This is a genomic window from Paroceanicella profunda (genome assembly GCF_005887635.2).
In the GTDB taxonomy this organism is placed as follows: Bacteria; Pseudomonadota; Alphaproteobacteria; order Rhodobacterales; family Rhodobacteraceae; genus Paroceanicella; species Paroceanicella profunda.
In genome coordinates, this window is sequence record NZ_CP040818.1 from 2,923,864 (window position 1) to 2,949,929 (window position 26,066).

The following is a 26,066-nucleotide window of genomic DNA, read 5'->3' on the forward strand; positions in this document are numbered from 1 at the left end:
GAGACCGCATGACCCGCATCTACATCGACGCCGACGCCTGCCCGGTGAAGGAGGAGGCCAAGCGCGTGGCCGCGCGCCACGGGCTGGAGGTGTTCCTCGTCTCCAACGGCGGCATCCGCCCGGACCCGAGCCCGCTGGTGCACCTGGTGGTGGTCTCCGCCGGGCCGGACGAGGCGGACAAGTGGATCGCCGAGGAGATCGGGCCGGGCGACATCTGCGTGACCAGCGACATCCCGCTGGCCGCGCGCTGCGTGGAGGCGGGCGGCACGGTGCTGCGGCCGGACGGCGCGCCCCTCACCGCGCGCAACATCGGCGAGGTGCTGGCCACGCGCGACCTGATGAGCGACCTGCGCTCGGCCGACCCGTTCCGCCAGGGCGGCGGGCGCCCGTTCTCGAAGCAGGACCGCTCGCGCTTCCTCGATTCGATGGAGCGGCTGGTGCAGGCGGCGCGCCGGGGCGCCTAGCGCCGCCGGTCGAGCCCCATCAGCAACCCCATCGCGCCGAGCGACAGCGTGGCGGTGAGCGTGAGCGCCGCCTCCAGCCCCATGAGGTCGACCAGCCAGCCCAGCAGCAGCGCTCCGAGCGCCGATCCGCCGATTCCCACCAGCGACCACAGGCTCATCACCCGGCCGCGATACCGGTCCGGCAGGCCCATCTGGATCGCGACCTGCATGCCGATGCCCACCATGGTGCCGGTCGCGCCCAGCAGGGCGGCGATGGCGAGCGCCGTGCCCCAGCCCTCGCCCTGTCCGAGCAGGAGCACCAGCACGAGGCCCGCGCCGCAGGCCAGCACCGCGGAGCGCGGGATGTCCGCCCCGGTGGCCTGGGTGGACCGCCACATCTGGAAGGCCGCCGCGCAGAGCGCCCCCAGCCCGGAGGCGGCGGTGATCTGCCCCAGCCCCGCCGCGCCCTGGTGGAACACCCCGTCGGCGATGGCCGGCAGGATCTCCAGCACGCCGCGCCCGATGAGCGAGTAGATGCCGGTGAGCAGGATGGCGAGGCGGATGGTGCGGTTGGCGGCCGCATGGCGCACTCCGTCGGCCAGCGCGGCCAGCACGCCGGGTGCGGGGCCCGGCTCCGGCCGGCGCGGCTCCGGGCGCAGCACGCAGAGCGTGGCGATCAGCGGCAGGTAGCACAGGAAATCGACGGTGAGCGCCATCAGCGGCCCGCCGGTCGCGATCAGCCAGCCGCCGATCGCCGGCCCCAGGATGCGCGCCAGGTTGAAGGCGAGCGAGCCGATGGCCACCGTGTTCGGAATGTCCTCCCGGCTCACCAGCGTGGGGCTGAAGGCCATGCGCACCGGGTGATAGGCGGAGTTCACCACGCCGATCGACAGCGCGAAGCCCGCCAGCAGCGGCGCGCTCAGCAGCCCGGCCTGGAAGGTGAGCAGCACGGCGCCGGTGAGCAGGGTGATCAGCACCTGGATGACCAGCGCGGCGCGGCGCAGGTCCACCCTGTCGGCCCAGACGCCGAAGAACGGCCCGGTGATCATCGCCGGCCCGAACAGCAGGAAGGCGATGAGCCCGACGAAGCCGGACCGCCCCGACAGGTCCCAGGCCAGCCAGCCGAGGATGATGCGCTGGATCCAGGATCCGTGCAGGGCGAAAATCGTCGCGGTGATGTAGTGACGGTATTGCGTGTGACGCAGTGCAACAAACATCGGGTGGCGCCGGGCAGTCCTCTCCCGCGGCAGCGGGGCGAATCCCGCCGGCGCGTCGGTTGCGGCGGAAACGGGGGGCTCCGCCGGGTATCAGGGCCCCTACTATAGCAGGAAGGCCGGGCCTGCACAGATGGGTATCCGGGTGCCTGACATGCAGGTTCTGCATGGCGACACGGCGACATGGTGCGTTGCACCATGAGCGTCGCGGGCTTACTTCACTCCTCGAAAGAAAGCGGCCCCTCGCGGCCCGATCTGAGGAGAAAGACCATGGCACACGTAGCCTTCGATACCGTCCACCAGGGTGACACCGGCTTCGCCGGCTGGATTGCCGAGCGCCGCGCCGCCTTCGCGAAATGGCGCCTGTTCCGCAAGACGCTTGCCGAGCTCGGCAGCCTTCCCGATGGCATTCTCGCTGACCTGAACCTGAGCCGCGCCAGCATTCGCGCCACCGCCTACCAGGCCGTCTACGGCGCCTGAACCGGGCGCTCTGCCCGTTGGCCCGCCAGTCCCTGGCGGGCCGGGATAGCTGCGTGAGCGCCGCCCGTCCTCACACCCGCTCCAGCGGATGATGCGGCAGGGGTGGCAGCACGGAAACGATGGCATCGCCCTCGCGGACCATGCCCCCCTCCACGACCACCGACATCACGCCCGCGCGGCGCACCAGCCCCTCCGGCCGGCGCTCCAGCACCCGCGCCAGCAGGCCGGGGCGGAACTTTTCGATCTGCGAACAGGGGTTGCGCAGCCCGGTGAGGGCCAGCAGAACCTCGCCCACCCGCAGCAGCGTGCCGCAGGGCAGGGCGTGCAGGTCGATCCCCTCGGTGAGCACGTTCTCCCCCAGCCGCCCGGGCGCGAGGTCGAATCCCTCCGCGTTCAGGCTGTCCAGGGTCTCCCCGGCGATGAGATGGACCTGGCGCAGGTTCGGCTGGCTCGGGTCCTGCCGCACGCGGGAGCGGTGCTTCACCGTGGCGCCGCAATGCGCGTCGCCCTCCACGCCGAGCCCGGCCAGAACGCGCAGCTCGCCGGCAGGCGCCTTGGAAAAGCGGTGCCTGCCATCGCGCGACACCTCGCGCACTCTTGCACTCATTCCAGCACGCCCTGCAGGAAGCCGAGCGCGCGGGTCAGCCCGTCCGGAGCGATGCCGTGGCCCACGCCGGGGGAGACATGCGTCTCCACCGCCACCCCGGCGCCGGTGAGCCCCGCTTCCGCCTCGGCCAGCGAGGAGAAGGGCACCACGGGGTCCTCGTCCCCATGGATCAGCAGCACGGGCGGGCGGGTGACGATCTCCGCCCCGAGCAGGTCCGGCGCCAGCAGCCGGCCCGAGAAGCCACAGATGCCGGCCAGCGCCGCGCGCCGGCGCAGGCCCACGTGCAGGCTCATCATCGTGCCCTGGCTGAAGCCCAGAAGCGCGGTGCGCGCGGGGGGGATGCCGGTTCTCTCCTCCACCTCGTCCAGCCAGCCGTCCAGCAGGCGCACGGAGGCGGCGAAGCTCTCCCGGCTGGCCTGCTCGGAGGAGCCGTCCATGCGCGGAATGGGAAACCACTGATATCCCATGGGGTTGTTCACGCAGCGCTCCGGCGCGTTCGGGGCCAGGAACCGGGTGTGCGGCAGGTGGGGCGCCAGCACATCGGCCAGGCCGATCAGGTCGTTCCCGTCGGCGCCGTAGCCGTGCAGGAGAATGAGAAGGCTGCGCGCCTCCCCGGAATGGGCCTGTCTCTCGGGGCCGGTGAGCGTCATGTCCGCACTCCCTCACGTTGCTTTGCAACTCGGTAATAGGCCCAGAGCGCGCGTGCCGCAACCGCGCGCCAGGGCGACCACTCCTGCGCCATCTCGCGCAGGGCGCGCTCGCCGGGGCGGGCGTCCAGGCCGAAGGCCAGCCGGGCCGATTCCTGCAAGGCCAGGTCTCCGGCGGCGAAGACATCCGCCCGCCCCAGGCTGAACATCGCGTAGACCTCCGCCGTCCAGCGCCCGATGCCCTTGAGCGAGACGAGGGCGGCGACCACCTCCGCGTCCGACATCCCGCGCAGCGCCTCGAAGGCGAAGCCGCTGTCCGCCAGTGCCCGGATGTAGCGCAGCTTCGGGCGTGACAGGCCGCAGCCCAGCAGGGCCGCATCGTCCAGCGCCGCGATGCCCTCCAGCGTGAGCGCGCCGGCCGTGCCCAGCCGGCTCCAGATGCCGGCGGCGGCGGCGGTGGAGATCTGCTGGCCGACGATGGCGTTGAGCAGCGCCTCGAACCCGTCGGCCCGGCGGCGCAGCGGCAGCGGGCCGGTGCGCGCCAGCACCGCGGCCAGCCGCGGATCGCGCCGCGCCAGCCAGGCGGCGCCCTCGGCCACGTCCGCATCCGTTTCTATGATCCGCCCGGTCATGCCGCCTGCGTGCCTTGGCGCGCCGCTCCGGTCAAGCCCGGCGTTGCCGGCACTGCGTCTCCACCGCGCCGCCGCAAGGGCCGCCGCGCCGCGCGCGCCGGGTCCGGAGCGGCGCGCGGGGCGCGACGGAGCGGCAGAAAGCAGGCGATGAACCCCGTTCACCCTTCGCGATGACCCCGCAGACCGTCCGTCCGGCCGGTCTCGAGGGCCCGGCAGGCGGAGCAGCTGCGCCCGGGGGCGGCATCCGGGCGGCTGCGGGCGAGGGCTCGGACGCCGTCCCGCGCACACCGGCGGGGAGCCGCGGCGATCCGTCAAACCCGCGCTCCGCAGCACTCTCCGGCGCCGCGGTGGCCACCGCGACCGGCGGGGCGGCGCGCGGTGAGGGCGGGCAGGGCACGCCGCAGTCCGCGCCCAGACCCATGCATATCAATTGATTTAACGCCTGCGCGCGGTAGAAATGCGCATGACATCCACGACCCTCCCCCCCGAATCCGACTCGCAGGCCCGGCGCAATGTCCGGGTTCTGGTGGCCGCCCAGGCCATCCTCGGCGCCCAGATGCCCGTGAACTTCGTGCTCGGAGGGCTGGTGGGGAAGGTGCTCGCCCCCTCCGCCTGCCTGGCCACGCTGCCGATCTCGCTCATCGTGCTCGGCTCGATGATCTCGGCACCGCTGCTGGCGAATTTCATGCAAGTGCATGGACGCAAGCGCGGATTCATGCTCGGCGCGCTGGGGGGCGCGGCCGGCGCCTGCCTCGTGGTGCTGGCGCTGTTCACGAAATCCTTCCCGCTGATGCTCGCGGGCTCGCTGCTCACCGGCATCTACATGTCCGCGCAGGGCTTCTACCGGTTCGCGGCCACCGACACCGCCTCGGAGAGCTTCCGGCCCAGGGCGGTGTCCTGGGTGATGGCGGGCGGGCTGGCGTCCGCCATCATCGGGCCGCAGATCGTGACGCTCTTCGTCGATGTCGCCACCATTCCCTTTCTCGGCGCCTATCTCGCGGTGATCGTGCTGAACCTTGTCGGCATGCTGCTGTTCCTCGGCCTCGACATCCCCAAGCCGCCGGTGCCGCAGGCGGGGGACGCGCGCGGCCGCAGCCGGCGCGAGCTGCTGTCGGACCCGCGCATCCTCGTCGCGATGATCTGCGCCATGGTGAGCTATGCGCTGATGAACCTGGTGATGACCTCCACGCCGCTGGCGGTGGTGGGCTGCGGCTACGGCACGGATGACGCCTCGCACGTGGTCTCGGCGCATGTGCTGGCGATGTTCGCGCCCTCCTTCTTCACCGGCCATCTGATCAACCGCTTCGGCGCGACGCGCATCATCGCCGCCGGGCTGGTGATCCTGTTCGGGGCCGGGGCGGTGGCGCTGTCGGGTGTGGAGCTCACGCATTTTTTCGGCGCGCTCATCCTGCTGGGGATCGGCTGGAACTTCGGCTACATCGGCGCCACGGCGCTGCTCACCGCCTCGCACGCCCCGGCGGAACGCGCCCGGGTGCAGGGCATGAACGACTTCGCGGTCTTCGGCCTGGTCACCGTCGCCTCGCTCGCCTCCGGCTTCCTGATGAACTGCGCCGGGGCCTCCGCCGTGGCGGGCTGGCATGCGGTGAGCTATGCGATGGTGCCGTTCCTGACCCTCGCCGGCGGCGCGCTCGTCTGGTTTGCCCTGAGACTGCGCACCGCGTGAGGGAGATGCGAAAAAATATGCAAAGGAATTTATTCAGGCTTGAAGTTTTTCCGGGCGCGCGGCAGGCTTCTTCCCGAGCCCGCCGCAAGACGAGGCGGAGAACCTGACAGACGGGAGTTCCGAATGAGCCTGAAGATCGCGGTCCTTGGAGGTGGCAACGGATCCTACGCCGCCGCTGCCGATTTTGTCGAAGCCGGCCACGAGGTGCGCTGGTGGCGGCGCCGGTCCGCCGATTTCCAGGGCGTTCGCGACAATGACGGCATCGACCTGATCGACCACGCCGGCACCCGCACCGTGCCGGTGACGACCACCGACGATCTTGCCCTGGCGCTCGACGGTGCGCAGCTCATCGTGGCGCCGACCCCTGCATTCGCACAGGAAGACCTGGCACGGCGCCTCGCGCCGCTGGTCGCCGACGGACAGGTGATCTACCTGCCGCCCGGCACCTTCGGCTCCTGGATGATGATGAAGATCATGCGCGACGCGGGCTGCAGCGCCGATGTTTCCGTGGCCGAGACGGGCACGCTGCCCTGGCTGTGCCGCAAGCAGGGGGACGCGGCGGTGCGCATCACCACCCGCGCCTCCAGCCTGCCCACCGGCGTGATGCCGGCCAGGAACACGGCCCATGCAATTGCACTGATCTCGGAGGCTTTCCCGGCAGAGATCGGCGCGCTGGACGACGCGCTTTCCGGCGCGCTGATGAACGCGGGCCCGATCATCCACCCGCCGCTCATCCTGATGAACGCAGGCCCCATCGAGCATTTCGACCGCTGGGACATCCACAACGAGGGCACCCAGCCTGCCATCCGCGCCGTGCACGCGGCGCTCGACGGCGAGCGCATGGCGATCCGCGAGGCGCTCGGCTATGCCGGCCCGCATTTCCCCCTCGACGACCATTACAACACCTCGAACTGGATGTACGGCAACCTTGCCCATGACAAGCTGGTGGGCTCGGGGGACTGGCACGAGAAGCTGAACCTGCATGACCACCGCTACATGAGCGAGGACGTGGGCCTGGGCCTCGCCTTCCTCGTCTCCGTGGGCGAATGGGCCGGGGTTCCCTGCCCGGTGGCGGCGGGGCTCCTGGCCATCGCCTCGGCCGCGTCGGGAACCGATTTCCGCGCCGGGCCGCGGACCATGGCGGCGCTCGGCCTCGCGGAGGTGCCGGTGGCCGAGTTGCAGGCGCAGCTCCGGGACGGCATCGCATGAGGGCGAAGATCGCCTGCATCGGCGCCGGGCGCATGGGGCGGGGCATCGCGCATTGCGTGGCCCATGCCGGGTACCCGGTGACGCTGCTGGACGCGAAGTCCCGGGACGGGGCGGAATTCGCCGCCTTCGCCGAGGGGGCGCTGGCCGATGTGCGCGGCGCGCTGGAGGGGATGGTCGCCATCGGCGCCTTCGCGCCGGAGGCCGTGCCGGTCATCCTGGCGCGCGTCTCGGTGCTGCCGCTGGAGCGGGCGGCGGAGGCGCTGGCCGGTGCGGCCTTCGTGTTCGAGGGCGTGCCGGAGGTGAAGGCACCGAAGGCGGAGGCCTTCGCGCTGTTCGACGCGCATGCGGACGCGGGGGCGGTGCTCGCCTCCACCACCTCCACCATGCTCTCCACCGAGCTTGCCGGCCTCACCGCGCGGCCGGAGGCGTTCCTGAACGCGCATTTCCTCAACCCCGCCTTCCTGGTGCCGCTGGTGGAGGTCTCGCCCTCCGACCGCACGTCGGAGGAGGCGCTGGCGTCCCTGAAGGGGTTCCTCGAGGCGATCGGCAAGGTGCCGGTCGTGTGCAAGGCCTCGCCGGGCTACATCGTGCCGCGCATCCAGGCGCTGGCGATGAACGAGGCGGCGCGGCTGGTCGAGGAGGGCGTGGCCTCCGCCGAGGACGTGGACCGGGCGGTGAAATACGGCTTCGGCTTCCGCTTCGCCGTGCTGGGCCTGCTGGAATTCATCGACTGGGGCGGCGGAGACATCCTCTACTATGCCTCGCGCTACATGGCGCAGGCGATGGAGGACCCGCGCTTCGAGGCCCCCGCCATCGTGAAGCGCAACATGGAGGAAGGCCGCATCGGCATGAAAACCGGCGCCGGCTTCCTTGATTACGACGGCCGGGACCTCGACGCCTACCGGCAGTCGCGCATGGCCGATTTCCTGAAGATGCTCGAGGGGGCAGGGATGGTCCGCCCCCCCGTTCTCGACTGACGATCAGAACCCCGGGTCCGCCGGGGCAACCAAGCAATTGGCCCGCTCGCGGGTGTCCAGCAAGGAGTGTGACGATGACCAGACTGAACCGGTTCCTGCGCAGTGCCGCCATCGCCGGCGTGCTGTCCGGGCTCGCCTTCGGGGCGGCCGCCGAGGAGGTGACGCTGCGCGCCATTTCCGCCTTCCCCAAGCCGCTCTACTTCTCCCAGAGCTTCCAGAACTTCGTCGACATGGTCAACGAACGCGGCAAGGGCGTGATCCGGATCGACTATATCGGCGGCCCGGAGATGTTCCCGCCCAACCAGCAGGTCGACGCGGTGCGCCGCGGCGTGGTGGACATGCAGTACGGCCCGGCCACCTACTACCTGGGCAAGATGCCGGAAGCCGACGCCTGGGTGGGCATGACCGTTTCCGCCGCCGAGGCGCGCGAGAACGGCGGCTTCGCCATCATGCAGAAGGCGTTTTCCGAGAAGCTGAACGTGGAACTGCTCGCCCACGCCGACACCGGCTTCAACTTCCACATCTACACCCTGAAGGAGCCGAAGAAGCTGGAGGACGGCAGCCTGGACCTCGACGGCCTGAAGATCCGCTCGCAGCCGATCTACAAGGGGTTCTTCGAGGGCATGGGCATCATCCCGGTGTCCGTGCCGGTGCCGGACGTCTACACCGGTCTGGAGCGCGGCACCTTCGACGGCTCCGGCTGGCCGATCCTGGCGATCAAGGACCTGTCCTGGGACAAGTTCCTGCGCTTCCGCATCGACCCGGGCTTCTTCAACTCCGACCTCGCGGTGGTGATGAACACGGCGAAGTGGGAGGGCCTGTCGGAGGAGGCGAAGACCATCCTCACCGAGGTCTCCGCCGAGTACGAGAAATCCTCCACCGCCGCGATCGAGGCCACCATCGAGGCCACCGACAAGCAGGTGCGCGACGAGGGCATGACCGTGATCACGCTGGAGGGCGCGGCGCGCGAGAAATTCCTCGACGCCGCCTATGACAGCGCCTGGAACCGGATGAAGGAGTCCGGCACCCCGAATTACGAAGAGCTCCGCAAGGACTACTACTCGCGCTGATCGCGCGTGTCGGCCCGGGGGCGGTCGCCCGCCGGGCCGGCCCGTTGCGCGCACCTGGCGGCCGGTTCGCCCGCGCGGGGCGCGTGCTGCGCCCCGGGGCGGCCCGTCCCGCCCTTCGGGCGATCATCCGGCCTCCGGGCGGCCGCCTTGCCCTTCGGGCAACCGGTCCTGCCCTGCGGGCCGGATGATCCTGCGCGCGGGGGCGGTTGCGCCGCCCGCACGGACGCGCGACCCCGGGGAGGGGCCGCGCGCCTCCTCCCCGGCATTTCCACCCCGGCACTTCCACGGAGCGGGCCATGAAAGCACTGCAGATCTATGACCGGTTCACCCTCGCGCTGGCGGCTGCGGCGGGCCTGAGCCTCGCCCTGTCCACCCTGGCCATCGTGGTGGATGTGACCCTGCGCAACACCGGCTTCCGCCCGTTCCAGTTCACCTCGGCCGTGGTGGAATACGTGATGCTGTTCGTCACCGTGGCCGCGGCGCCCTGGCTGGCGCGAATCGGCGCGCATGTGGCCATCAACGCGCTGGTGGACCGGCTGCCCGGCGGGCTGCAGAGCCTGCTCGGCCGCGCGGTGATCGTGCTCTGCGTGGTGGTGCTGGAGGTGCTGGCCTGGCGGGCCGGCGCCCTCACCATCCAGGAGTGGGGCTTCGGCTCCGTCGACATCCGCTCCATCGCCATTCCCGGCTGGCTGGCCTACGCGCTGCTCTGCGCGGGGTTCGGGCTGATGGGGCTGGAATTCCTGGTCAAGCTCCTGCGCGGGGAAACCCGCGCCGGCGGCGACGGCGCGCATTGAGGGGGCCGACATGATGGAATGGTATTACGCCTTCGGCCTGATGATCGGCGCCATCCTGGTGATGATGGCGCTCGGCATGCCCGTGGCCGTGGCCTTCTTCGCGGTGAACATCGCGGGGTGCTACCTGTTCATGGGCGGGATGATCGGGATCGACCAGTTCATCTCGAACGCCACCGCCTCGGTGACGAGTTTCGCGCTGGTGCCCATCCCGCTCTTCGTGATCATGGGGGAGCTGTTCTTCCACACCGGCCTTGCCATCCGCATCTTCGATGCGCTGGACAAGTGCCTGGGCAGCGTGCGCGGCCGGCTCTCCTACCTCACCGTGGCCGGCGGCACGCTCTTCGCCACGCTGTCGGGCTCCTCCATGGCCAACACGGCGATGCTGGGCACCTCGCTCGCGCCCGAGATGACCCAGCGCGGCTACAAGCCCCACATGATCATGGGGCCGATCCTGGCCACCGGCGGCCTGGCGATGATCATCCCGCCCTCCACGCTGGCGGTGCTGCTGGGCTCGCTCGCGCGCATCGACGTGGGCGCGCTGCTCATCGCCGGGCTGGTGCCCGGGGTGATCCTGGCCGGGATGTACGTAGTCCTCATCCGCACCCAGATCGCGCTCGACCCGGAGGCGACGCCGAGCTACGTGCCCGAGAAGGTGAGCCGGGGCGAGATGGTCCGCGCCCTGCTGGTGGAGGTGGCGCCGATGGGGCTGGTCATCTTCTGCGTGATCGGGCTCATCCTGCTGGGCTGGGCCACGCCCACGGAGAGCGCCGCGTTCGGCGCGCTCTCCGTGGTGGCTCTGGCCGCGCTCTACGGGCGGCTGAGCTGGCGGGCGATCGTGATGTCGCTGCGCGGCGCGGTGGTGGTCTCGGGCATGATGTTCATGATCATCCTGGGTTCGACCACCTTCTCCCAGCTCCTCGCCTTCTCCGGCGCCTCCTCCGGGCTGATCGGCTGGGCCACGGGCTTCACCGTCTCGCCCTACGTGATGCTGCTCGCCATGGTGCTGGTGCTCATCGTGCTGGGCATGTTCATGGACCAGCTCTCCATCATGATGCTCACCCTGCCGATCTTCATGCCGCTGATCGGCACCATGGGGTTCGACCCGATCTGGTTCGGCGTGGTGATGCTGCTGGCTCTGGAGCTGAGCCTCGCCACCCCGCCCTTCGGCATGCTGCTCTTCGTGATGCTGGGGGTGAGCCCGCCGGGCACCACTATCACGCAAGTTGCGCGCGCGGCGCTGCCCTTCATCGGCTGCACGCTGCTGCTGATCGTGCTGCTGACGATATTCCCCGGGCTGGCGCTCTGGCTGCCCGGCATGATCGAAGGATGACGACATGAAGATCTGGTACCAGTCCTACGTGGATGCGGAGAACGCCGGCGGCTACTGGGACGCGCTGCAGGCTCATCTCGACGCGGTGAAGGACCCCGGCACGGAGGTGGTGATCCACGGCATCACCCCGCATGACAGCTACGCCCACCCGATCGTGGAATTCCGCTGCGCGCGCGAGGTGATCTGCAACGCGGTGCGGGCCGAGCGCGAGGGTTACGACGCCTTCATCATCGGCCATTTCCAGGACGCGGGCCTCTACGAGGCGCGCTCGGTGGTCGACATCCCGGTGCTGGGCATGGGCGAGGCCTCGATGCTGCAGGCCTGCCAGCTCGGCCAGCGCTCCGGCATCGTGACCATCAACCGCCGCTACATCCCCTGGTTTCACCACCAGATCGGCAAGTACGGGCTGGGCCAGCGGGTGACCGGCGTGCACGCGATGGACTTCCAGCCCGGCCAGATCCTCGCCGCCTTCGGCTCGGACGAGCGGCTGGGCGAGGTGGCGGGCCTGTTCGAGGCGCAGGCGAAACCGCTGGTGCGCGACGGGGTGGACCTGCTGATCCCCGGCGGCGGTATCCCGATGCTGCTGTTCTCCCAGCTCCACGACCACCGGGTGGACGGCGCGCCGGTGATCAACGGCATTCCCATCGTGCTGAAACAGGCGGAGATGCAGGTGAAGCTGAGGGCCCTCACCGGGCTGGGCGTGAGCCGCACCTCGGATTTCGTGAAGCCGCCGGCGGAGGTGATCGAGGAATTCATGACCCACCCGAAGGGCCTCTGAGCCCGGCCCACGGACGCCCGCAGCCGGCGCGCGCGGGCAGCAAGGGGAGGGCCTCAGGGCCGCCAACCGGACAGGGCAGCCCGTCCCGGAGCGGTCAGGTTGCTCCGCGCCTCCGTCCGCGCGGAGCGGGGCAGGCGGGCACGAGGGCGGCGTCCATGCAGGGGAGGCGGCGTGAGGCCGGACAGCGTGCGGCGGGGACGGGGGGCTCCCGCCCTGCGTCGACCCGCGCCCCCGGGGGGCGCGCGCCTCCTGCGGTTTGGGCCCGGCCGCGCGTGCCGCGCGGCGCCACCGCACGATGGCACGGGGTGCGCAGGGGGTCCGCGATTTTCGTTCAGGTTTGAAGCTTCAGGCTTGAAGTTTCGAGGGAAAGGCGCATTCTGGGGCCGAGCACAGACGGAGAGCAACGATGAGCGATGCCTACAATCCCGAGTCCGAAGGCGCCCAGATGTCATTCCGTGACAGGATGTCCTACGGCGACTACCTCAAGCTCGACAGCATCCTGACGGCACAGGCCCCGCTCTCCGCCGCACATGACGAACTGCTGTTCATCATCCAGCACCAGACCACCGAACTGTGGATGCGCCTTGCGATCCACGAGATCCGCGCCGCCCGGGCCGAGATCGCCGCGGACAACGTGCAGCCGGCGTTCAAGATGCTCACCCGCGTGTCGCGGATCTTCGAGCAGATGAACTCCGCCTGGGACGTGCTGCGCACCATGACACCCAGCGAATACACCAACTTCCGCGATTCCCTGGGCCAGTCCTCGGGCTTCCAGTCCGCCCAGTACCGCGAGATCGAATTCCTGGTCGGCAACCGCAACCAGGCCATGCTGCGCCCGCATGAGCACAAGCCGGACGACCACGCCCGGCTGTCCGCCGAACTGGCCCGGCCGAGCCTCTACGACGAGGCCCTGCGCCTGCTCGACCGCTCCGGCATCCCGGTGCCGCAGGAGGTGCTGACCCGCGACGTGACCGGGTTGCACGTGGCCAGCGAAGGCGTCGTCGTGGCCTGGCGCACGGTCTACGCGGACCCGGCGAAACACTGGGAACTCTATGAGCTGGCCGAGAAGCTTGTCGACTTCGAGGATTACTTCCGCCGCTGGCGCTTCAACCACGTGACCACGGTGGAGCGGGTGATCGGCTTCAAGCGCGGCACCGGCGGCACGGCCGGCGTCACCTACCTGCGCCGGATGCTGGAAGTGGAACTGTTCCCCGAACTGTGGCAGGTGCGCACGGCGCTCTGAACCGTGGCCCTGCCCGGGAGAACACGGGACTGAACGGGCCGGCCCCTCAAAACCGGCCTTTTGTTTCAGAAGCTTGTGAGGCGTTCCTGCGCCGAAACCCGGCTGGCGCGCCATGAGGCGGGCCGGTGAGCACGAGGCGCGTGGTCGGCGGATGCCGGCAGGCGATCCGTGAGACACGCCGAGGCCCGGCGGCCGGAGACACCGCCTTCGGCCGCGCCGAACGGTCCCGCTTCGCGGCCCGCTCGGTGGGGGCGGAACGACACATTGAACCTCTCCGAACTCCGTCCGGAAGCACAAGGTGCGCGCGGACGCCGCCGGGCGATCCGGCATTGACTGCCTCCCGCCCTCACGCCGAACCCGGTGCGATCGGGCCCTCACACCCGCGCCGGAAAAGGCGCGGGGCCGCGCGGTTCAGGTGCCGGCAGGCAAGGCCGCCTGGGGCAGGCGGCGCACGGCGGCGTCCACGCCGGCGGTGGCCGAGGAGACCACCGGCAGGCCCAGTTCGGCCTGAAGCTCGGCGCAGACGGGCAGGGTGCGCAGGCCGCCGCAGGAGATGAACAGCGCATCGGGGCGGGCGCCGGCGGCGGCTGCCTCCGCCACGGCGCGGCGGCCGAGCGCGAGGAGGTCGTCATGGGTGACGTCGAACACCTTCCGCACGTCCTCGATGCCCAGGGCGGCGAGTGCCACGGTCTCCACCCCATGCTCGGCCAGGAAGGCGGAGAGCCGGGCATTCACCGTCTCGCCGTAGGCGGTGGCGAGCGCGATGCGCCGCGCGCCGGTGGCCGCGATGGCCTCCACGATGCCGGTGCTCATGGTCACCACCGGCCGGCCGCAGGCGACGGCCACGTCCCGGGTCAGCGCCTCGTTGAAGGCCCGGCCGCGGTAGAAGGTGAGCGAAGTGCCCATCACCGCCACCACGTCGGCCCCGGCGGCGGCGAGATCCGCCGCCAGGCTGCCGATGCGCCCGATCACGCTGTCATACCCCTCCGGAGTGAGCGCCTCCAGCCCCAGGCCGCGGGCCGCGAAGCGCAGGTCGGGATACATGGCCGGTCCCTCCGGGGGCACGGTGTCGGCGGCGGGCGGGACGATCATCCCGATCATCGGTGCTTGTGTCATGGGCAGCAGTTTCCGCAGTTGCACAGCTTTTGGCAACTCTCCGTCTCACGATCCGCAATTTAGTTCAAACATGAAAATTCATGATTGAACTAATCTGCGGCCTGTCGCAGAGTTTCCCCAGACCAAGGCAGGAGATACCGCGATGGCGAGCGACCTCTCACACTCCCAGGCCCCTCAGGCGGAGACGGTGTTTGACCGCACGCGGCGCCTGTTCCACATCCCCGACGGGGTGATCTACCTCGACGGAAACTCCCTTGGGCCGATGCCGCTGGCCGCCGCTGACGCGCTGCAACGCGCAGCGAAGGCGGAGTGGAGCGAGATGCTCATCCGCGGCTGGAACGACGCGGACTGGATCGGCCTGCCGGAGCGCGTGGGCGCGCGGATCGCGGCGCTGATCGGGGCGGAGGCCGGCTCGGTGATGGTGGGCGACACCACCTCCGTCAACCTGTTCAAGGTGCTCTCGGCGGCGCTGGCTGCGCGGCCGGGGCGCAGGGTGATCCTGTCGGATTCGGGGAACTTCCCCACCGATCTCTACGTGGCCCAGGGGCTGATCGCCACTCTGGGGCAGGGGCATGAGCTGCGCACCGTCTCCCACGCGGAGATGGAAGCGGCGGTGGATGCGGCGGGCGAGGACCTCGCCGTTCTCATGCTCACCCAGGTGGATTACCGCACCGGCGCGCTCTACGACATGAAATCGATGACCGCGCGGGCCCAGGCCCTCGGCGCGCTCACGGTCTGGGACCTGGCGCATTCCGCCGGCGCACTGCCGGTGGAACTGGACGCCTGCAACGCCGATTTCGCCATCGGCTGCGGCTACAAGTATCTCAACGGCGGCCCCGGCGCGCCGGCCTTCCTCTATGTCGCGCCGCGCAACCAGGCCTCGGTGGCCCCGGCGCTCTCTGGCTGGATGGGCCACGCGGCGCCCTTCGCCTTCGAGCATGACTACCGCCCGGCGGAGGGCGTGGGGCGGATGCGCGTCGGCACGCCGCCGATCCTGGCGCTCTCGGCGCTGGAGGCCGGGCTGCAGGCCTGGGACGGCGTGTCGATCCACGAGGTCCGGGCGAAATCCATCGCGCTGTGCGACCTGTTCATCGAACTGGTGGAGGCGCGCTGCCCGGAGCTGGAGCTGATCACCCCGCGTGAGGGCGCGGCGCGCGGCAGCCAGGTGTCCTTCCGCTTCGAGGAAGGTTACGCGGCCATGCAGGCGCTCATCGCGCGCGGCGTGATCGGCGATTTCCGCGCCCCGGACGTGATGCGCTTCGGCTTCACCCCGCTCTACATCAGTGAGCGGGAGGTGCGCGCGGGGGTCGATATTCTCGCCGGGATCATGGACAACCGTCTGTGGGACAACGACGATTACCGCAAGAAGGCCAAGGTCACCTGAGAGGACCGGCGCACAAGAGAGGGAACAGGAACATGACAGACACGAAGAACGCACCGCTGCGCTCACGCATCACCGTCGAGGGGCTGGACCGCACGCCGCACCGCGCCTTCATGCGCGGCATGGGGCTGGACGACGCGGCGATGGCCAAGCCGATCATCGGCGTGGTGACCACTTTCGGCGAGATCACCCCGTGCAACGGCAACCTCGACATCCAGGCCCGCGACGCGAGCCAGGGCATCTCCGAGGGCGGGGGCACGCCGCGCAACTTCACCACCATCTCGGTGTCCGACGGCATCTCGATGAACCACCAGGGCATGAAATGCTCGCTGATGTCGCGCGAGCTGATCGCCGATTCGGTGGAGCTGGTGATGCGCGGCCATGCCTATGACGGGCTGGTGGCCTTCGGCGGCTGCGACAAGAACCTGCCGGCGATGATGATGGCCATCGTGCGCATGAACGCGCCGGCGGCCTTCGTCTTCGGCGGCGCCGCGCTGGTGGGCGAGTGGGAGGGGGGCGATGTCTCCATCCTCACCGCCTACGAGGGCGCGGGCAAGGTGATGACCGGCGAGATGAAGGAGGAGGACCTCGCGAAGCTCGAGCGCGTGGCCCTGCCCACCATCGGCTCCTGCCCGGGCCAGTTCACCGCGAACACCATGGCCATGGTCTCCGAAGTGCTGGGCCTCGCGCCCATGGGCTCGGCCATGCTGCCGGCCGTCCACCCGGACCGCCGGGGCCTCGCGCGCCGCGCCGGCCGGCTGGTGGCCGACATCGTGCTGAACGGCGGCCCGCTGCCGCGCGACTGCATCACCCGCACCAGCCTGGAGAACGCCTGCGCCATCGTGGCCGCCACCGGCGGGTCGACCAATGCCGCGCTGCACCTGCCCGCCATCGCCAACGAGGCCGGCATCCGCTTCACGCTGGAGGACGCCGCGGCGGTGTTCGAGCGCACGCCGCTCATCGGCAACCTGCAGCCCGGCGGCAAGTATTTCGCCCAGCACGTCCACCGCATCGGCGGCACCGCCGTGATCGTGAAGGAGCTGATCCGCGGCGGCGTGATCGACGGCTCCACCCTCACCGTCACCGGCCGCACGCTGGCCGAGGAAGTGGCCGACGCGCCGGCACCCGACGGCGAGATCATCCGCTCCGTCGATGACCCGATCTCGCCCTGGGGCGGGGTGATCGTGCTCAAGGGCAACCTTGCGCCGGACGGCGCGCTCATCAAGGTGGCCGGCCTGCGCGTGCTCACGCATGAAGGCCCGGCCCGCATCTTCGAGAGCGAGGAGCAGGCGATGAAGGCCATCCGCGCCCGCGCCTACAAGGAAGGCGACGTGATCATCATCCGCAACGAGGGCCCGAAGGGCGGCCCCGGCATGCGCGAGATGCTCGGGCCCACCGCGGTGATCTACGGCCAGGGCATGGGCGAGAAGGTGGCGCTGATCACCGACGGCCGTTTCTCCGGCGCCTCGCGCGGCATGTGCATCGGTTATGTGAGCCCGGAGGCCGCGGTGGGCGGCCCGCTGGGCCTCGTGCGCGAGGGCGACCCGATCCGGGTGGATTGCAATGCCCGCACCATGGAGCTCCTGCTGCCCGAGGCGGAGATCGCGGCGCGCAAGGCCGCCTTCACCCCGCTGCCGCGGCCCTACCGGCTGTCGGGCGCCATGCAGAAATACGCCGCCCAGGTGGGCTCGGCGCATCTCGGCGCGCTCACCCATGACGGCAACGCCGAATGGCCGCTGGAGGTGCCCGACGCATGAGGATCGCCTTTCTCGGGCTGGGGCTGATGGGGGCGCCGATGGCGCTCAACCTCGCGCAGGCGGGCCATGCGCTGACGGTTTGGAACCGGTCCGCGGCCAAGGCCGCACCGCTGGCCGGGGCCGGCGCGCAGGTGGCCGACACCCCGGCGGCCGCGGCGGAGGGTGCGGAGCTTCTCTGCCTGTGCATGACCGACGCGAAGGCGGTGGAGGCGGTGGCCTTCGGCGCAGGCGGCCTCTCCGGGGCCGCACGCGGCCTCACGCTGGTGGATTTCTCCTCCGTCGACCCGGAGAAGACCCGCGCGCTCGCCGCCCGCTGGGCGGAGGAGACCGGCGGCGCCTGGCTTGATGCTCCGGTCTCCGGCGGGGTTCCGGCGGCCGAAGCCGGCACGCTCACCATCATGGCCGGCGGCGCGGAGGCGGATTTCGACGCCGTGCGCCCGGTGCTGGAGGCGGTTTCGGCCCGGGCCACGCTGATGGGCCCGGTCGGCGCGGGGCAGGCGACCAAGCTCGCCAACCAGATCATTGCCGGCTGCACCATGGCCATCGTGGCCGAGGCGGTGGCCTTCGCCGAGGCGAACGGCATCGACGCGACCCGCCTCGCCCCCGCGCTGCAGGGCGGCTTTGCCGACAGCAAGCCGTTCCAGATCTTCGGTCCGCGCATGGCCGCGCGCGTGCATGAGCCGGTCTACGGCACCTCGCGCATGATGCTGAAGGACCTCGACACCGTGCGCGACACGGCCCGGGCCAGCGGCGCGCTGCTGCCGATGACCTCGACCGCGGCCGAACTGCTGCGCGCCACCGGCCTGCGCGACGGGCTGGACCGCGACATCTCGGCGCTGATCGAGGTGTTCGCAGGCCCGAAGGAGGGTTGAGACGCAGGCGCCGGCCCCCGGGCCCGGCAGCCGGCGCACCGCCCGATCCGGCCGCCGGAGCGTCTCCGGCCCGGGCCGCCGGGCGTGAGTCTCGATGCGGCGCCCCCGGCGGGCGGCGTGTCGCCCCGGGCCGCAGGGCCCGCAAGAATACCTGTCCGCGGCCAGCGTGCCGCGGGGTCCAACAAGGAGGTGTCTGACGTTGAGCGGAAACCCTGATCCGGACGGTGACGGCCTCGCCCCGGTGCACCTGGGCGCGGAGCCCGGTCTCGGCCCCATTGCCATCGTGCTGAAACTGTTCGTTGCCCTGGTGGTGCTGTTCCTCGCGGTGCTGACCTGCGTGGACGTGACCGGGCGCTATTTCTTCAATCACCCGGTGTCGGGGGCCTCCGAGCTCACCGAGTTCGGCATGGGGCTGCTGATCTTCGGCGGCCTGCCGCTGGTGACCGCCCGGCGCGAGCACGTGAGCATCGACCTGCTGGACATCATCGTGGGCGTGAAGGCGAAGGGCCTGCAGACCGTGGTGATGCTGATCACCTCGATCGCGGGCCTGGGCCTGATGTGCTGGCGGCTGTGGCTGAAGGGCGACGCGATGGCGCGCTACTCCGACACCTCGATCTTCCTCGGCGTGCCGCTCGCGCCCTTCGCATGGTTCATGAGCGTGATGGCGGGTGTGGCCGTTCTCGCGCTGGTCGTGCAGATCGTCCTGCGCCTGGGAGGCCGCAATGCTTGATACGCTCTACGGGTTCCTGATCGTCTTCGGCCTGCTGATGCTGGGCGCACCCATCGCCTTCGGCATGGCGCTGGTGGGCTTCGGCGGCTTCGCGCTGATCGTGGGGCTGAACCCCTCGCTCGCCATGCTGGGCCAGATCGCCTACGAGACCACGATGAGCGACTCGCTCTCCGTGGTGCCGCTGTTCATCCTGATGGGCAACCTCATCACCCGGGCCGGCCTGTCGCGCGCGCTGTTCGAGTTCGCGAATGCCTTCCTCGGCCATCACCGCGGCGGGCTCGCCATGGCCACCGTGGTGGCCTGCGGCGGGTTCGCGGCCGTCTCCGGCTCCTCCATGGCCACCTCGGCGACGATGTCGAAGGTGGCGATCCCCTCCATGCGCCGCTTCAATTACGCGGATTCGCTGGCCGCCGGCTCCATCGCCGCGGGCGGCACGCTGGGCATCCTCATCCCGCCCTCGGTGATCCTGGTGCTCTACGGCACGCTCACCTCCACCGACATCGGCACGCTGTTCGTGGCCGGCGTGCTGCCGGGCATCGTGGGCATGCTGTTCTACGTGGGCGCCGTGCAGGTGGCGACCCGGCTGAACCCGGAGATCGGCCCGCGCGGCGAGCGCACGGCCTGGCCGCAGCGGCTCACCGCCTTCTCGCGCATCTGGGGCGTGGCGGTGCTGTTCGCGCTGGTGATGGGCGGCATCTACTTCGGGGCCTTCACCCCCACGGAGGCGGCCGGCATCGGCGCGGGCGGGGCCTTCCTCTTCGCACTGCTGCGCGGCGGGCTCACCATCCGCAAGTTCTACGAGGTGCTGGTGGAGACGGCCATCACCTCCACCATGATGTTCGTGCTGCTGATCGGGGCCATCCTGTTCTCCAACTTCATCAACGTGGCGGGCCTGCCGCGCGAGCTCTCGGCGATGATCTCGGGCACCGAGGCGCCGCCGCTGGTGATCCTGGTGATCATCCTGGCGATCTACATCGTCCTGGGCTGCGTGCTGGAGAGCCTGTCGATGATGCTGCTCACGGTGCCGATCTTCTTCCCGATCATCCAGCAGCTCGGCTTCGATCCGGTGTGGTTCGGCATCATCGTGGTGATCGTGATCGAGATCTCGCTGATCACGCCGCCCATCGGCATGAATGCCTTCGTGCTGCGCGCCACGCTGCCCGATATTCCGATCCAGACCATCTTCCGGGGGCTGGTGCCGTTCATCCTTGCGGATATCCTGCGCCTTGCCCTGCTGGTGCTGGTGCCCTGGGTCACGCTGTTCCTGCCGTCGCTCATGTGAGCGGCGGCCAACCACAAGCAAGAAACGTCGACATCCAACAGAAAGGTATCCCCCATGTTCACGAGACGCAGTCTCCTGGGTGGGCTCGCGGCCCTGGCCACCCTGACCGCCGGCGTGGCGAACGCCGAGACGGTGCTCCGCTTCTCCAACTGGGTGCCGATGACGCACCCGCTCTCCTCCGACGTGATGGTCCCCTGGGCCAAGGAGGTGGAGGAGGCCACCGACGGGCGCATCAAGATCGAGTTCGTCAGCCCGCTCGGCGCGCCGCCGGCACATCTCGACCTCGCGCTGAACGGCGTGGCCGACATCGTGTTCATCGTGCATTCCTACACCTCGGACCGCTTCCCGCTGATGGAACTGGGCGAACTGCCCTTCATCGCACCGGACAGCCGCACCGCGTCGCTGGCCTTCTGGGACACCTACGAGAAGTACATCGCCGCGGCGCATGAGCACCGCGGCGTGCACCTGCTCGGGGCCTGGGGCCACGGGCCGGCGCATCTCTTCACCGGCTCCAAGGAGATCACCTCGCTCGAGGACCTCCAGGGCATGAAGATCCGCGTCGCCGGCGGCATGTCGAAGAACGCGGGCGAGGGGCTCGGCGTGGTGCCGTTCTTCGCACCCTCCTCGCAGAGCTACGAGGTCATCTCCAAGGGCGTGGCCGACGGCATCCTGTTCCCGACCGAGAGCGTCTACAACTTCAAGATCGGACCGGCGATCAAGTACGCGCTCAAGATCCCGGGCGGCCTCTACCGCTCCATCCAGGGCATCGTGATGAACGAGGCGGTCTGGGACGGGCTGTCGGATGAGGACAAGGCCGCGTTCGATTCCGTCTCCGGCAAGCATCTCGCCGCGCTGGCCGCGACGATGTGGGACACCCAGGACAAGATCGGCGAGGAGGAGCTGACCAAGGCCGGCACCAAGTTCACCACCGCCTCCGGCCCGCTGCTCGATGCCATCCACGAGAAGCTGGAGCCCTACACCGAGGCCTGGCTGGCCGATGGCTCCGGCAAGATCGACCGCAAGGCCGCCTACGACTACTTCAAGGAGCGCATCGCGTACTACGAGGCGAATCCGGAAGCGGAAGACTGAGCCTTCCCGACCCGTGCTGAACGAGGCCCCGGGCGCAAGCCCGGGGCCTTCCTGCATCCATCCCGCAGGCGGACCCCGGTCCGACGGCCCTTCAGGGCCTCGTGGTCATGACCCACGCCCGCCATCGCGCGCCCTGCGCGTCCCGCCGGGCGCCCGGCACTGCGCCTCCAGTCGCGCGCCCCGCGTGGCGCTTTCCATCGCGCGCTCAGTGTTGTCGCACTTCCCATTGCACGCCCTGCGTCGCATTTCCCGTCGCACGCCCTGCGTGGCGCCTCCCGTCGCTCGCCCTGTGTTGTGCCCCCCGTCGCCCGCCTTGCGCTGCGCCTCCCGTCGCGCGCCCTGCGCTGTCGTTTCCGTTGTACCTTCTGTGTCGCACAGCACCGGCATCCAGGGGCGCGGTGTCGAGGGGCCAGTCCGTCGAACCCACGCGAGGGCGTGGCTTGGGCCAGCCAGGCACGCCCCGCGACGTGCGGGCCCCACTGATCCTTGTGCGTCACCTGGCGGTATCTTCAGCCGCGCGCCCCCGGCGCCCCTGCCGGATGCGCGAGCATCCGGCCCGGCCCAAAGGCGGGGCACCGGCAGGTCGCTCCGGCACGGGAGCCCCCCGCTTTCGCCGGTCACGGGCGGGAAGGGGGCGCTCCCGTCCTGCGTCGACATCCCCCTGCGGGGGAGGTCTCCTTCGGTTTGGGCCGTGCCGCGCGTGCCGCGCGGCGCAGGGCCGCTCGAACGGGGCTCCTGGTCACCGGGCACCGGGCGGCGTTCCGCGACGGTCCTGCGAGGCGTGCTGCGACAGAGCGTGTCGTGAGAAGGCGCGCTGCCGGGAGACGCGCGGTGACAGGGGGCGCCGGCACCGGCGTGCACTCGGCGGTACTCTCGCGGGGTGCGGGTCGTCGGAAGCCGCCCGGTCCGAGTCCGGCGGCCGGGCGGGGCGGCGGGGCCCGGCTCATGCGCCGGGACGCCCTGGTGCGCCGGCGCGGCGTGTCGGGTGCAGGCGACTGGCCCCCGGGCCTCAGGCCCGCGCCTCTCCCAGCTTTTCGAGCGGGGAGAAGAGCGCGGCGATCTCGTCCTCCTCCAGCACGGAGAATATGTCGGCCAGCCAGGCCTCATGGGCGGTGGCCATCTCGGCGAACTCGCTCTCGCCGCGCGCGGTGAGGCGGACGAGGGCGGCGCGCCGGTCGCCCTCCATCGCCACGCGGATGACGAGGCCGTCGCTCACCAGCCGGTCCACGATGCCGGTCACGTTGCCGTTCGAGACCATCAGCATGCGTGAGAGGTCGCTCATCTTCAGCCCGTCGCGCGCGCGGAAGAGGGCTGCCAGCACGTCGAAGCGCGGCAGGGTGGTGTTGTGGTGCAGGCGCAGGCGTTCGCGCAGGTCCCCCTCCACGCGGCGGGTGGCGCGCAGGAGCCGCAGCCAGAGGCGCAGGCGGGTCTTGGCCTGCGAGCGTCCCGCGGGGTCAAGGGGCGTCTTCAGCCCGAGGTCTTCTGTCTGGGGCAAGCCTGTCCTCCTGGAACGATCGGTTCTTGTTCTTGACATGCGTGTCTCTGTTCGGCCCCGGCGGGGCAGGAGGCCCGTCTACCCAGAGTGGACAAGCGAGGGAATTGATTCAACCCTGAATGTTCAGGGTTGAACGATATCGGTGCCGAGCCAGCCCGGGTCGATCTCCGGCAGCGGGATGGCATCGATGAGCGCGCGGGTATAGTCGGTTCGCGGCGCGGCGAACAGCCGGTCGCAGGGGCCGGCCTCCACGATGCGGCCGTGCTGGAGCACGATCACCTGCGCACAGAGCCGGCGGATCACCGAGAGGTCGTGGCTGATGAAGGCGATGGTGAGGCCCATCTCCGCCGCCAGCCGCTCCAGCAGGGTGAGCACCTGTGCCTGGGAGGAGACGTCGAGCCCCGAGACGATCTCATCCGCCAGGATGAAGCGCGGCGAGAGCGCGATGGCCCGGGCGATGCCCACGCGCTGGCGCTGGCCGCCGGAGAGCTCATGCGGGTAGCGCGCGGCGAAGGCTGCCGGCAGGCCCACGCGCTCCAGCGCCGCGGCCACGTCGGCCCGGCTGCCGCCGCGCCCGAAGCGCTTCATCGGCACGGAGACGATGCGACCCACCGTGTGGCGCGGGTTGAGCGAGGACATCGGGTCCTGGAAGATCATCTGCAGATCCCGGCGCAGCGGGGCGAGGGCGGGCTCGCCGAGATGGGTGATGTCCTGCCCGGCGAAGCGGATGGCCCCGCCCGTGGGCTCCAGCAGCCGCACCAGCGCGCGGCCCAGCGTGCTCTTGCCCGAGCCGCTCTCGCCCACGATGCCGGTCACGGAGCCCTCGGGCAGGGCGAAGCTCAGCCCTTTCAGGATCTCGATGCGCGGCGCCGGGCCCAGAAGCGGTTTCGCCGTCATGTCGGGCAGGGAGAGGTGGAGGTCGCTCACCTCGAAGAGATCAGCCATTGCGGGCCTCCCATGCGGCATCGGCGGCGGCCACCTCGGCGCGCAGCCCGGCCAGCACCGCCTCGGGCACCGGTTGCAGCGAGGCGAAGGGGTCGGTGTAGCGCGGCGTCGCGGCCATCAGCGCGCGGGTATAGGGGTGGGAGGGGGCACGGAAGATCGCCTCCGTCGGCCCCGCCTCCACCACCTTGCCGGCGTAGAGCACGCTCACCGACTGGCTCACCTTCGCCACCACGCCGAGGTCATGGGTGACGAAGAGCACCGCGGTGTTGTGGCGGGCCTGTAACTCGGCGATCAGCCGCAGGATCTGCTTCTGCACGGTGACATCGAGGGCGGTGGTGGGCTCGTCCGCCACGATCAGCCGGGGCTCGGAGGCGAAGGCGGCGGCGATGAGCACGCGCTGGCGCATGCCGCCCGAAAGCTCGTGCGGGTAGGAGGCCATCACCCGCTCCGGTGCGCGGATGCGCACCTCGTCGAGCAGCGCGCGCGCCCGCGCATCGGCCCGCGCCCGGGTCCAGCCCAGGATGTGCACCAGCTTGTCGGTGATCTGCGGGCCGATGCGGCGGGAGGGGTTGAGCGCCGTGAGCGGGTCCTGCGGGATGAGCGAGGCGGCCGCCCCCACGGTGCGGCGGCGGAGGCCGGGGCTGTAGCTGCCGAGGTTCGCCCCCTCCAGCAGGATGTCGCCCGCCGTCACCCGGATGTTGCGCGGCAGCACGCCCAGCACCGCACGGCCGATCATGCTCTTGCCGGCGCCGCTCTCGCCCACCAGGGCACGCACCTCGCCGGGCTGCACGCTGAGCGAGACGTCGCGCAGCAGGCGCGGCCCGCGGTGCAGGCTGGCGGAGAGGCCGAGGATCTCGAGATAGGCGGTCATCGCAGCACCGGGTCGAAGCGGTCCTTCAGCCCCTCGCCGAACTGGCTGAAGGAGAGGACGGTGAGGAACAGCGCGACGAGCGGGAACACCAGCACCCACCATGCGAAGTGGATGGAGGCGCGGCCCTCCGCGATCATGCTGCCCCAGGTGGGGTCGTCGGTGGAGATGGAGAGATTCACGAAGCTCAGGATCGCCTCCACGATCACCGCCACGCCCATCTCCAGCGCCAGCAGCGCCACGATGGAGGGCAGCACGTTGGGCAGCACCTCGGTGAGCAGCGTGCCCACGCGCCCCGCGCCGCCGATGCGGGCGGAGTGCACGTAGTCCATGCGTGCCTGCACCATGGCCTCGGCGCGGATCACCCGGGCGAAGCGGGTCCAGTCGATGATGGCGATGGCGAGGATGACCGAGTGCAGCCCCGCGCCCAGCACCGCCACCAGCAGGATGGCGAAGAGCACCGGCGGGAAGGCCATCCAGATCTCCACGAGGCGGGAGACCAGGCGGTCCGGCCAGCCGCCGAAATAGCCGGCCACGATCCCCAGCGCCGAGCCCACCAGGCAGGCGGCGGAGGCGGCGACGAAGGCGACGACGAGCGCGATGCGCGCGCCCCAGACGATGCGCGAAAGCACGTCGCGGCCCAGGCTGTCGGTGCCCAGCCAGTAGCCCGGCTCGGCCCCGCCCACCCAGGCGGGGGGGAGGCGCTCCAGCATCAGGTCCTGCGCCAGCGGGTCATGCGGGGCGATCCAGGGTGCGGCGAGGGCGGCGAGGCAGAGAAGGCCGAGCCAGAGGCCCGGCAGCCAGAGCCGCACCCCGGCCCGGCGGCGCTGCGCGCGGGTGTCGGCGTTCATCGGCTGGCCTCCGGGGAGCGGAGCGTGGTGGCAGCGCCACAGGGAGCTGCCCGACCGGAGCCGGGGCAGTTCGCCTCCCCCTGAGCCTCCGCCCGGCGGCACACCGGGCAGCGCCCGACCCTCCCCCCGGGAGGGCGCTTCTGCGACGCCTCCGCAGGCACGCCGGTCGGGATGGCGCGAAGTGCCGTGCGCAGGCCGGGACGGGGCAGCGCCCACCCAGGGTCGGGCGCTGCCCTCCGCTCCGCGGTTCGGGCGGGGTGAGGCGTACTGCGAAAGTGAGCGTGGAGCGAAAGCTGACGTGTCGCAGGGCGAAGCGATGCCCACGCGGCACGCCAGTTCTCTGCCGAGCGCGACCAACCGCTCGGGGCTGCAAACAGGGCAGGGCACTTTGCTCCGAGCTTCCGCCCGGCGGCACGCCGGGCAGCGCCCGACCCTCCCGCCGGGAAGGCGCTTCTGCAACGCCTCCGCGTGCTCGCCGGCCGGGGGGGCGCGAAGTGCTGTGAACTGGCCGGGCCGGGGCAGCGCCCACCCAGGGGCGGGCGCTGCCCTTCGCTCTGCGGTTCGGGCGGGAT

Annotated in this window: 25 protein-coding genes; 16 read left to right on the plus strand and 9 right to left on the minus strand. The window is 70.7% G+C overall.

Annotated elements, in window-relative coordinates:
• Positions 1-8 precede the first annotated feature (8 nt).
• Complete coding sequence (locus FDP22_RS13115) at positions 9-464, plus strand: YaiI/YqxD family protein (protein WP_138574287.1); 456 nt, start codon at positions 9-11, stop codon at positions 462-464.
• On the opposite strand, the gene FDP22_RS13120 is transcribed toward FDP22_RS13115, so the two are convergent.
• Entirely contained in the window at positions 461-1,660 is a 1,200-nt protein-coding gene (locus FDP22_RS13120; RefSeq protein WP_138574289.1) for an MFS transporter, read from the minus strand. The two genes, FDP22_RS13115 and FDP22_RS13120, sit on opposite strands and share 4 nt — an antisense overlap.
• A gap of 267 nt (positions 1,661-1,927) precedes the next feature.
• Between FDP22_RS13120 and FDP22_RS13125 the strand changes: the two genes are divergently transcribed.
• Complete coding sequence (locus tag FDP22_RS13125) at positions 1,928-2,137, plus strand: DUF1127 domain-containing protein (protein WP_170317695.1); 210 nt, start codon at positions 1,928-1,930, stop codon at positions 2,135-2,137.
• A 70-nt stretch (positions 2,138-2,207) separates the two neighbouring features.
• Here the strand turns inward: FDP22_RS13125 and FDP22_RS13130 are convergent, their stop codons facing one another.
• The 3 genes from FDP22_RS13130 to FDP22_RS13140 are packed head-to-tail and all read right to left on the minus strand — an operon-like array spanning position 2,208 to position 4,023.
• On the minus strand, positions 2,208-2,744 hold the full coding sequence (locus FDP22_RS13130; protein ID WP_138574293.1) for an MOSC domain-containing protein: 537 nt from the start codon (positions 2,742-2,744) through the stop codon (positions 2,208-2,210).
• Complete coding sequence (locus tag FDP22_RS13135; RefSeq protein ID WP_138574295.1) at positions 2,741-3,394, minus strand: alpha/beta hydrolase; 654 nt, start codon at positions 3,392-3,394, stop codon at positions 2,741-2,743. The genes FDP22_RS13130 and FDP22_RS13135 overlap by 4 nt, the downstream gene beginning before the upstream one ends.
• The gene (locus FDP22_RS13140; RefSeq protein WP_138574297.1) at positions 3,391-4,023 is read right to left on the minus strand and encodes a DNA-3-methyladenine glycosylase family protein; all 633 of its coding nucleotides are present in this window, start codon (positions 4,021-4,023) and stop codon (positions 3,391-3,393) included. Before FDP22_RS13140 ends, FDP22_RS13135 begins: the two co-directional genes overlap by 4 nt.
• Positions 4,024-4,486: 463 nt before the next feature.
• On the opposite strand from FDP22_RS13140, the gene FDP22_RS13145 reads away from it, so the two are divergent.
• The 8 genes from FDP22_RS13145 to kynA all read left to right on the plus strand — a co-directional run bounded on the left by FDP22_RS13145 (position 4,487) and on the right by kynA (position 13,108).
• Complete coding sequence (locus FDP22_RS13145) at positions 4,487-5,707, plus strand: MFS transporter (protein ID WP_138574299.1); 1,221 nt, start codon at positions 4,487-4,489, stop codon at positions 5,705-5,707.
• 123 nt (positions 5,708-5,830) lie between these two features.
• Entirely contained in the window at positions 5,831-6,916 is a 1,086-nt protein-coding gene (locus tag FDP22_RS13150) for an NAD/NADP octopine/nopaline dehydrogenase family protein (protein WP_239031768.1), read from the plus strand.
• A complete protein-coding gene (locus FDP22_RS13155; protein WP_138574301.1) occupies positions 6,913-7,893 on the plus strand; it encodes a 3-hydroxybutyryl-CoA dehydrogenase in 981 nt (326 codons plus the stop codon). Before FDP22_RS13150 ends, FDP22_RS13155 begins: the two co-directional genes overlap by 4 nt.
• 74 nt (positions 7,894-7,967) lie before the next feature.
• Positions 7,968-8,963 carry a TRAP transporter substrate-binding protein DctP gene (dctP, locus tag FDP22_RS13160; RefSeq protein WP_138574303.1) on the plus strand — a complete coding sequence of 332 codons (996 nt, stop codon included), beginning with the start codon at positions 7,968-7,970 and terminating at the stop codon, positions 8,961-8,963.
• Between the two features lie 296 nt (positions 8,964-9,259).
• The gene (locus FDP22_RS13165; protein ID WP_138574305.1) at positions 9,260-9,757 is read left to right on the plus strand and encodes a TRAP transporter small permease; all 498 of its coding nucleotides are present in this window, start codon (positions 9,260-9,262) and stop codon (positions 9,755-9,757) included.
• Between the two features lie 13 nt (positions 9,758-9,770).
• Positions 9,771-11,087: a TRAP transporter large permease gene (locus tag FDP22_RS13170; protein ID WP_138574781.1), complete on the plus strand. Its 1,317-nt coding sequence runs from the start codon at positions 9,771-9,773 to the stop codon at positions 11,085-11,087.
• Between the two features lie 4 nt (positions 11,088-11,091).
• On the plus strand, positions 11,092-11,865 hold the full coding sequence (locus FDP22_RS13175) for an aspartate/glutamate racemase family protein (RefSeq protein WP_138574307.1): 774 nt from the start codon (positions 11,092-11,094) through the stop codon (positions 11,863-11,865).
• A 406-nt stretch (positions 11,866-12,271) separates the two neighbouring features.
• Positions 12,272-13,108, plus strand: coding sequence for a tryptophan 2,3-dioxygenase (gene kynA / locus FDP22_RS13180; RefSeq protein ID WP_138574309.1), 837 nt, complete (start codon positions 12,272-12,274; stop codon positions 13,106-13,108).
• Positions 13,109-13,519: 411 nt separating this feature from the next.
• Here kynA and FDP22_RS13185 read toward each other — a convergent pair whose 3' ends face one another.
• Positions 13,520-14,224 (minus strand): arylmalonate decarboxylase, encoded by a 705-nt coding sequence (locus FDP22_RS13185; RefSeq protein WP_138574311.1) that lies wholly within the window; start codon positions 14,222-14,224, stop codon positions 13,520-13,522.
• A gap of 142 nt (positions 14,225-14,366) precedes the next feature.
• Between FDP22_RS13185 and kynU the strand changes: the two genes are divergently transcribed.
• The 6 genes from kynU to FDP22_RS13215 all read left to right on the plus strand — a co-directional run bounded on the left by kynU (position 14,367) and on the right by FDP22_RS13215 (position 21,335).
• A complete protein-coding gene (gene kynU, locus FDP22_RS13190) occupies positions 14,367-15,608 on the plus strand; it encodes a kynureninase (RefSeq protein WP_138574313.1) in 1,242 nt (413 codons plus the stop codon).
• 32 nt (positions 15,609-15,640) lie between these two features.
• Positions 15,641-17,362, plus strand: coding sequence for a dihydroxy-acid dehydratase (ilvD, locus tag FDP22_RS13195; RefSeq protein ID WP_138574315.1), 1,722 nt, complete (start codon positions 15,641-15,643; stop codon positions 17,360-17,362).
• Positions 17,359-18,234 carry an NAD(P)-dependent oxidoreductase gene (locus FDP22_RS13200; RefSeq protein ID WP_138574317.1) on the plus strand — a complete coding sequence of 292 codons (876 nt, stop codon included), beginning with the start codon at positions 17,359-17,361 and terminating at the stop codon, positions 18,232-18,234. The genes ilvD and FDP22_RS13200 overlap by 4 nt, the downstream gene beginning before the upstream one ends.
• A gap of 199 nt (positions 18,235-18,433) precedes the next feature.
• The gene (locus FDP22_RS13205) at positions 18,434-18,964 is read left to right on the plus strand and encodes a TRAP transporter small permease (protein ID WP_170317696.1); all 531 of its coding nucleotides are present in this window, start codon (positions 18,434-18,436) and stop codon (positions 18,962-18,964) included.
• Complete coding sequence (locus tag FDP22_RS13210) at positions 18,957-20,246, plus strand: TRAP transporter large permease (protein ID WP_138574321.1); 1,290 nt, start codon at positions 18,957-18,959, stop codon at positions 20,244-20,246. The genes FDP22_RS13205 and FDP22_RS13210 overlap by 8 nt, the downstream gene beginning before the upstream one ends.
• 54 nt (positions 20,247-20,300) lie before the next feature.
• Entirely contained in the window at positions 20,301-21,335 is a 1,035-nt protein-coding gene (locus FDP22_RS13215; RefSeq protein ID WP_138574323.1) for a TRAP transporter substrate-binding protein, read from the plus strand.
• A 1,009-nt stretch (positions 21,336-22,344) separates the two neighbouring features.
• Here FDP22_RS13215 and FDP22_RS13220 read toward each other — a convergent pair.
• The 4 genes from FDP22_RS13220 to FDP22_RS13235 all read right to left on the minus strand — a co-directional run bounded on the left by FDP22_RS13220 (position 22,345) and on the right by FDP22_RS13235 (position 25,494).
• The gene (locus FDP22_RS13220) at positions 22,345-22,830 is read right to left on the minus strand and encodes a MarR family winged helix-turn-helix transcriptional regulator (protein WP_239031769.1); all 486 of its coding nucleotides are present in this window, start codon (positions 22,828-22,830) and stop codon (positions 22,345-22,347) included.
• 123 nt (positions 22,831-22,953) lie between these two features.
• Positions 22,954-23,775, minus strand: coding sequence for an ABC transporter ATP-binding protein (locus FDP22_RS13225; RefSeq protein ID WP_138574327.1), 822 nt, complete (start codon positions 23,773-23,775; stop codon positions 22,954-22,956).
• Positions 23,768-24,646 (minus strand): ABC transporter ATP-binding protein, encoded by an 879-nt coding sequence (locus FDP22_RS13230; protein ID WP_138574329.1) that lies wholly within the window; start codon positions 24,644-24,646, stop codon positions 23,768-23,770. The genes FDP22_RS13225 and FDP22_RS13230 overlap by 8 nt, the downstream gene beginning before the upstream one ends.
• Positions 24,643-25,494, minus strand: a complete 852-nt coding sequence (locus tag FDP22_RS13235) for an ABC transporter permease (protein ID WP_138574331.1) — start codon at positions 25,492-25,494, stop codon at positions 24,643-24,645. Before FDP22_RS13235 ends, FDP22_RS13230 begins: the two co-directional genes overlap by 4 nt.
• Between the last annotated feature and the right edge of the window lie 572 nt (positions 25,495-26,066).

Excerpts from the sequence above, each read along its gene's own strand:
- FDP22_RS13140 (WP_138574297.1), bottom strand. The coding sequence starts at position 4,023 with ATGACCGGGCGGATCATAGAAACGGATGCGGACGTGGCCGAGGGCGCC.
- FDP22_RS13165 (WP_138574305.1), top strand. The coding sequence starts at position 9,260 with ATGAAAGCACTGCAGATCTATGACCGGTTCACCCTCGCGCTGGCGGCT.
- FDP22_RS13210 (WP_138574321.1), top strand. The coding sequence starts at position 18,957 with ATGCTTGATACGCTCTACGGGTTCCTGATCGTCTTCGGCCTGCTGATG.
- kynU (WP_138574313.1), top strand. The coding sequence starts at position 14,367 with ATGGCGAGCGACCTCTCACACTCCCAGGCCCCTCAGGCGGAGACGGTG.
- FDP22_RS13200 (WP_138574317.1), top strand. The coding sequence starts at position 17,359 with ATGAGGATCGCCTTTCTCGGGCTGGGGCTGATGGGGGCGCCGATGGCG.
- FDP22_RS13155 (WP_138574301.1), top strand. The coding sequence starts at position 6,913 with ATGAGGGCGAAGATCGCCTGCATCGGCGCCGGGCGCATGGGGCGGGGC.
- FDP22_RS13215 (WP_138574323.1), top strand. The coding sequence starts at position 20,301 with ATGTTCACGAGACGCAGTCTCCTGGGTGGGCTCGCGGCCCTGGCCACC.
- FDP22_RS13175 (WP_138574307.1), top strand. The coding sequence starts at position 11,092 with ATGAAGATCTGGTACCAGTCCTACGTGGATGCGGAGAACGCCGGCGGC.
- kynA (WP_138574309.1), top strand. The coding sequence starts at position 12,272 with ATGAGCGATGCCTACAATCCCGAGTCCGAAGGCGCCCAGATGTCATTC.
- FDP22_RS13150 (WP_239031768.1), top strand. The coding sequence starts at position 5,831 with ATGAGCCTGAAGATCGCGGTCCTTGGAGGTGGCAACGGATCCTACGCC.
- FDP22_RS13145 (WP_138574299.1), top strand. The coding sequence starts at position 4,487 with ATGACATCCACGACCCTCCCCCCCGAATCCGACTCGCAGGCCCGGCGC.
- FDP22_RS13115 (WP_138574287.1), top strand. The coding sequence starts at position 9 with ATGACCCGCATCTACATCGACGCCGACGCCTGCCCGGTGAAGGAGGAG.
- FDP22_RS13235 (WP_138574331.1), bottom strand. The coding sequence starts at position 25,494 with ATGAACGCCGACACCCGCGCGCAGCGCCGCCGGGCCGGGGTGCGGCTC.
- FDP22_RS13125 (WP_170317695.1), top strand. The coding sequence starts at position 1,928 with ATGGCACACGTAGCCTTCGATACCGTCCACCAGGGTGACACCGGCTTC.
- dctP (WP_138574303.1), top strand. The coding sequence starts at position 7,968 with ATGACCAGACTGAACCGGTTCCTGCGCAGTGCCGCCATCGCCGGCGTG.
- FDP22_RS13225 (WP_138574327.1), bottom strand. The coding sequence starts at position 23,775 with ATGGCTGATCTCTTCGAGGTGAGCGACCTCCACCTCTCCCTGCCCGAC.
- FDP22_RS13230 (WP_138574329.1), bottom strand. The coding sequence starts at position 24,646 with ATGACCGCCTATCTCGAGATCCTCGGCCTCTCCGCCAGCCTGCACCGC.
- FDP22_RS13135 (WP_138574295.1), bottom strand. The coding sequence starts at position 3,394 with ATGACGCTCACCGGCCCCGAGAGACAGGCCCATTCCGGGGAGGCGCGC.
- FDP22_RS13130 (WP_138574293.1), bottom strand. The coding sequence starts at position 2,744 with ATGAGTGCAAGAGTGCGCGAGGTGTCGCGCGATGGCAGGCACCGCTTT.
- FDP22_RS13170 (WP_138574781.1), top strand. The coding sequence starts at position 9,771 with ATGGAATGGTATTACGCCTTCGGCCTGATGATCGGCGCCATCCTGGTG.
- FDP22_RS13120 (WP_138574289.1), bottom strand. The coding sequence starts at position 1,660 with ATGTTTGTTGCACTGCGTCACACGCAATACCGTCACTACATCACCGCG.
- FDP22_RS13185 (WP_138574311.1), bottom strand. The coding sequence starts at position 14,224 with ATGACACAAGCACCGATGATCGGGATGATCGTCCCGCCCGCCGCCGAC.
- ilvD (WP_138574315.1), top strand. The coding sequence starts at position 15,641 with ATGACAGACACGAAGAACGCACCGCTGCGCTCACGCATCACCGTCGAG.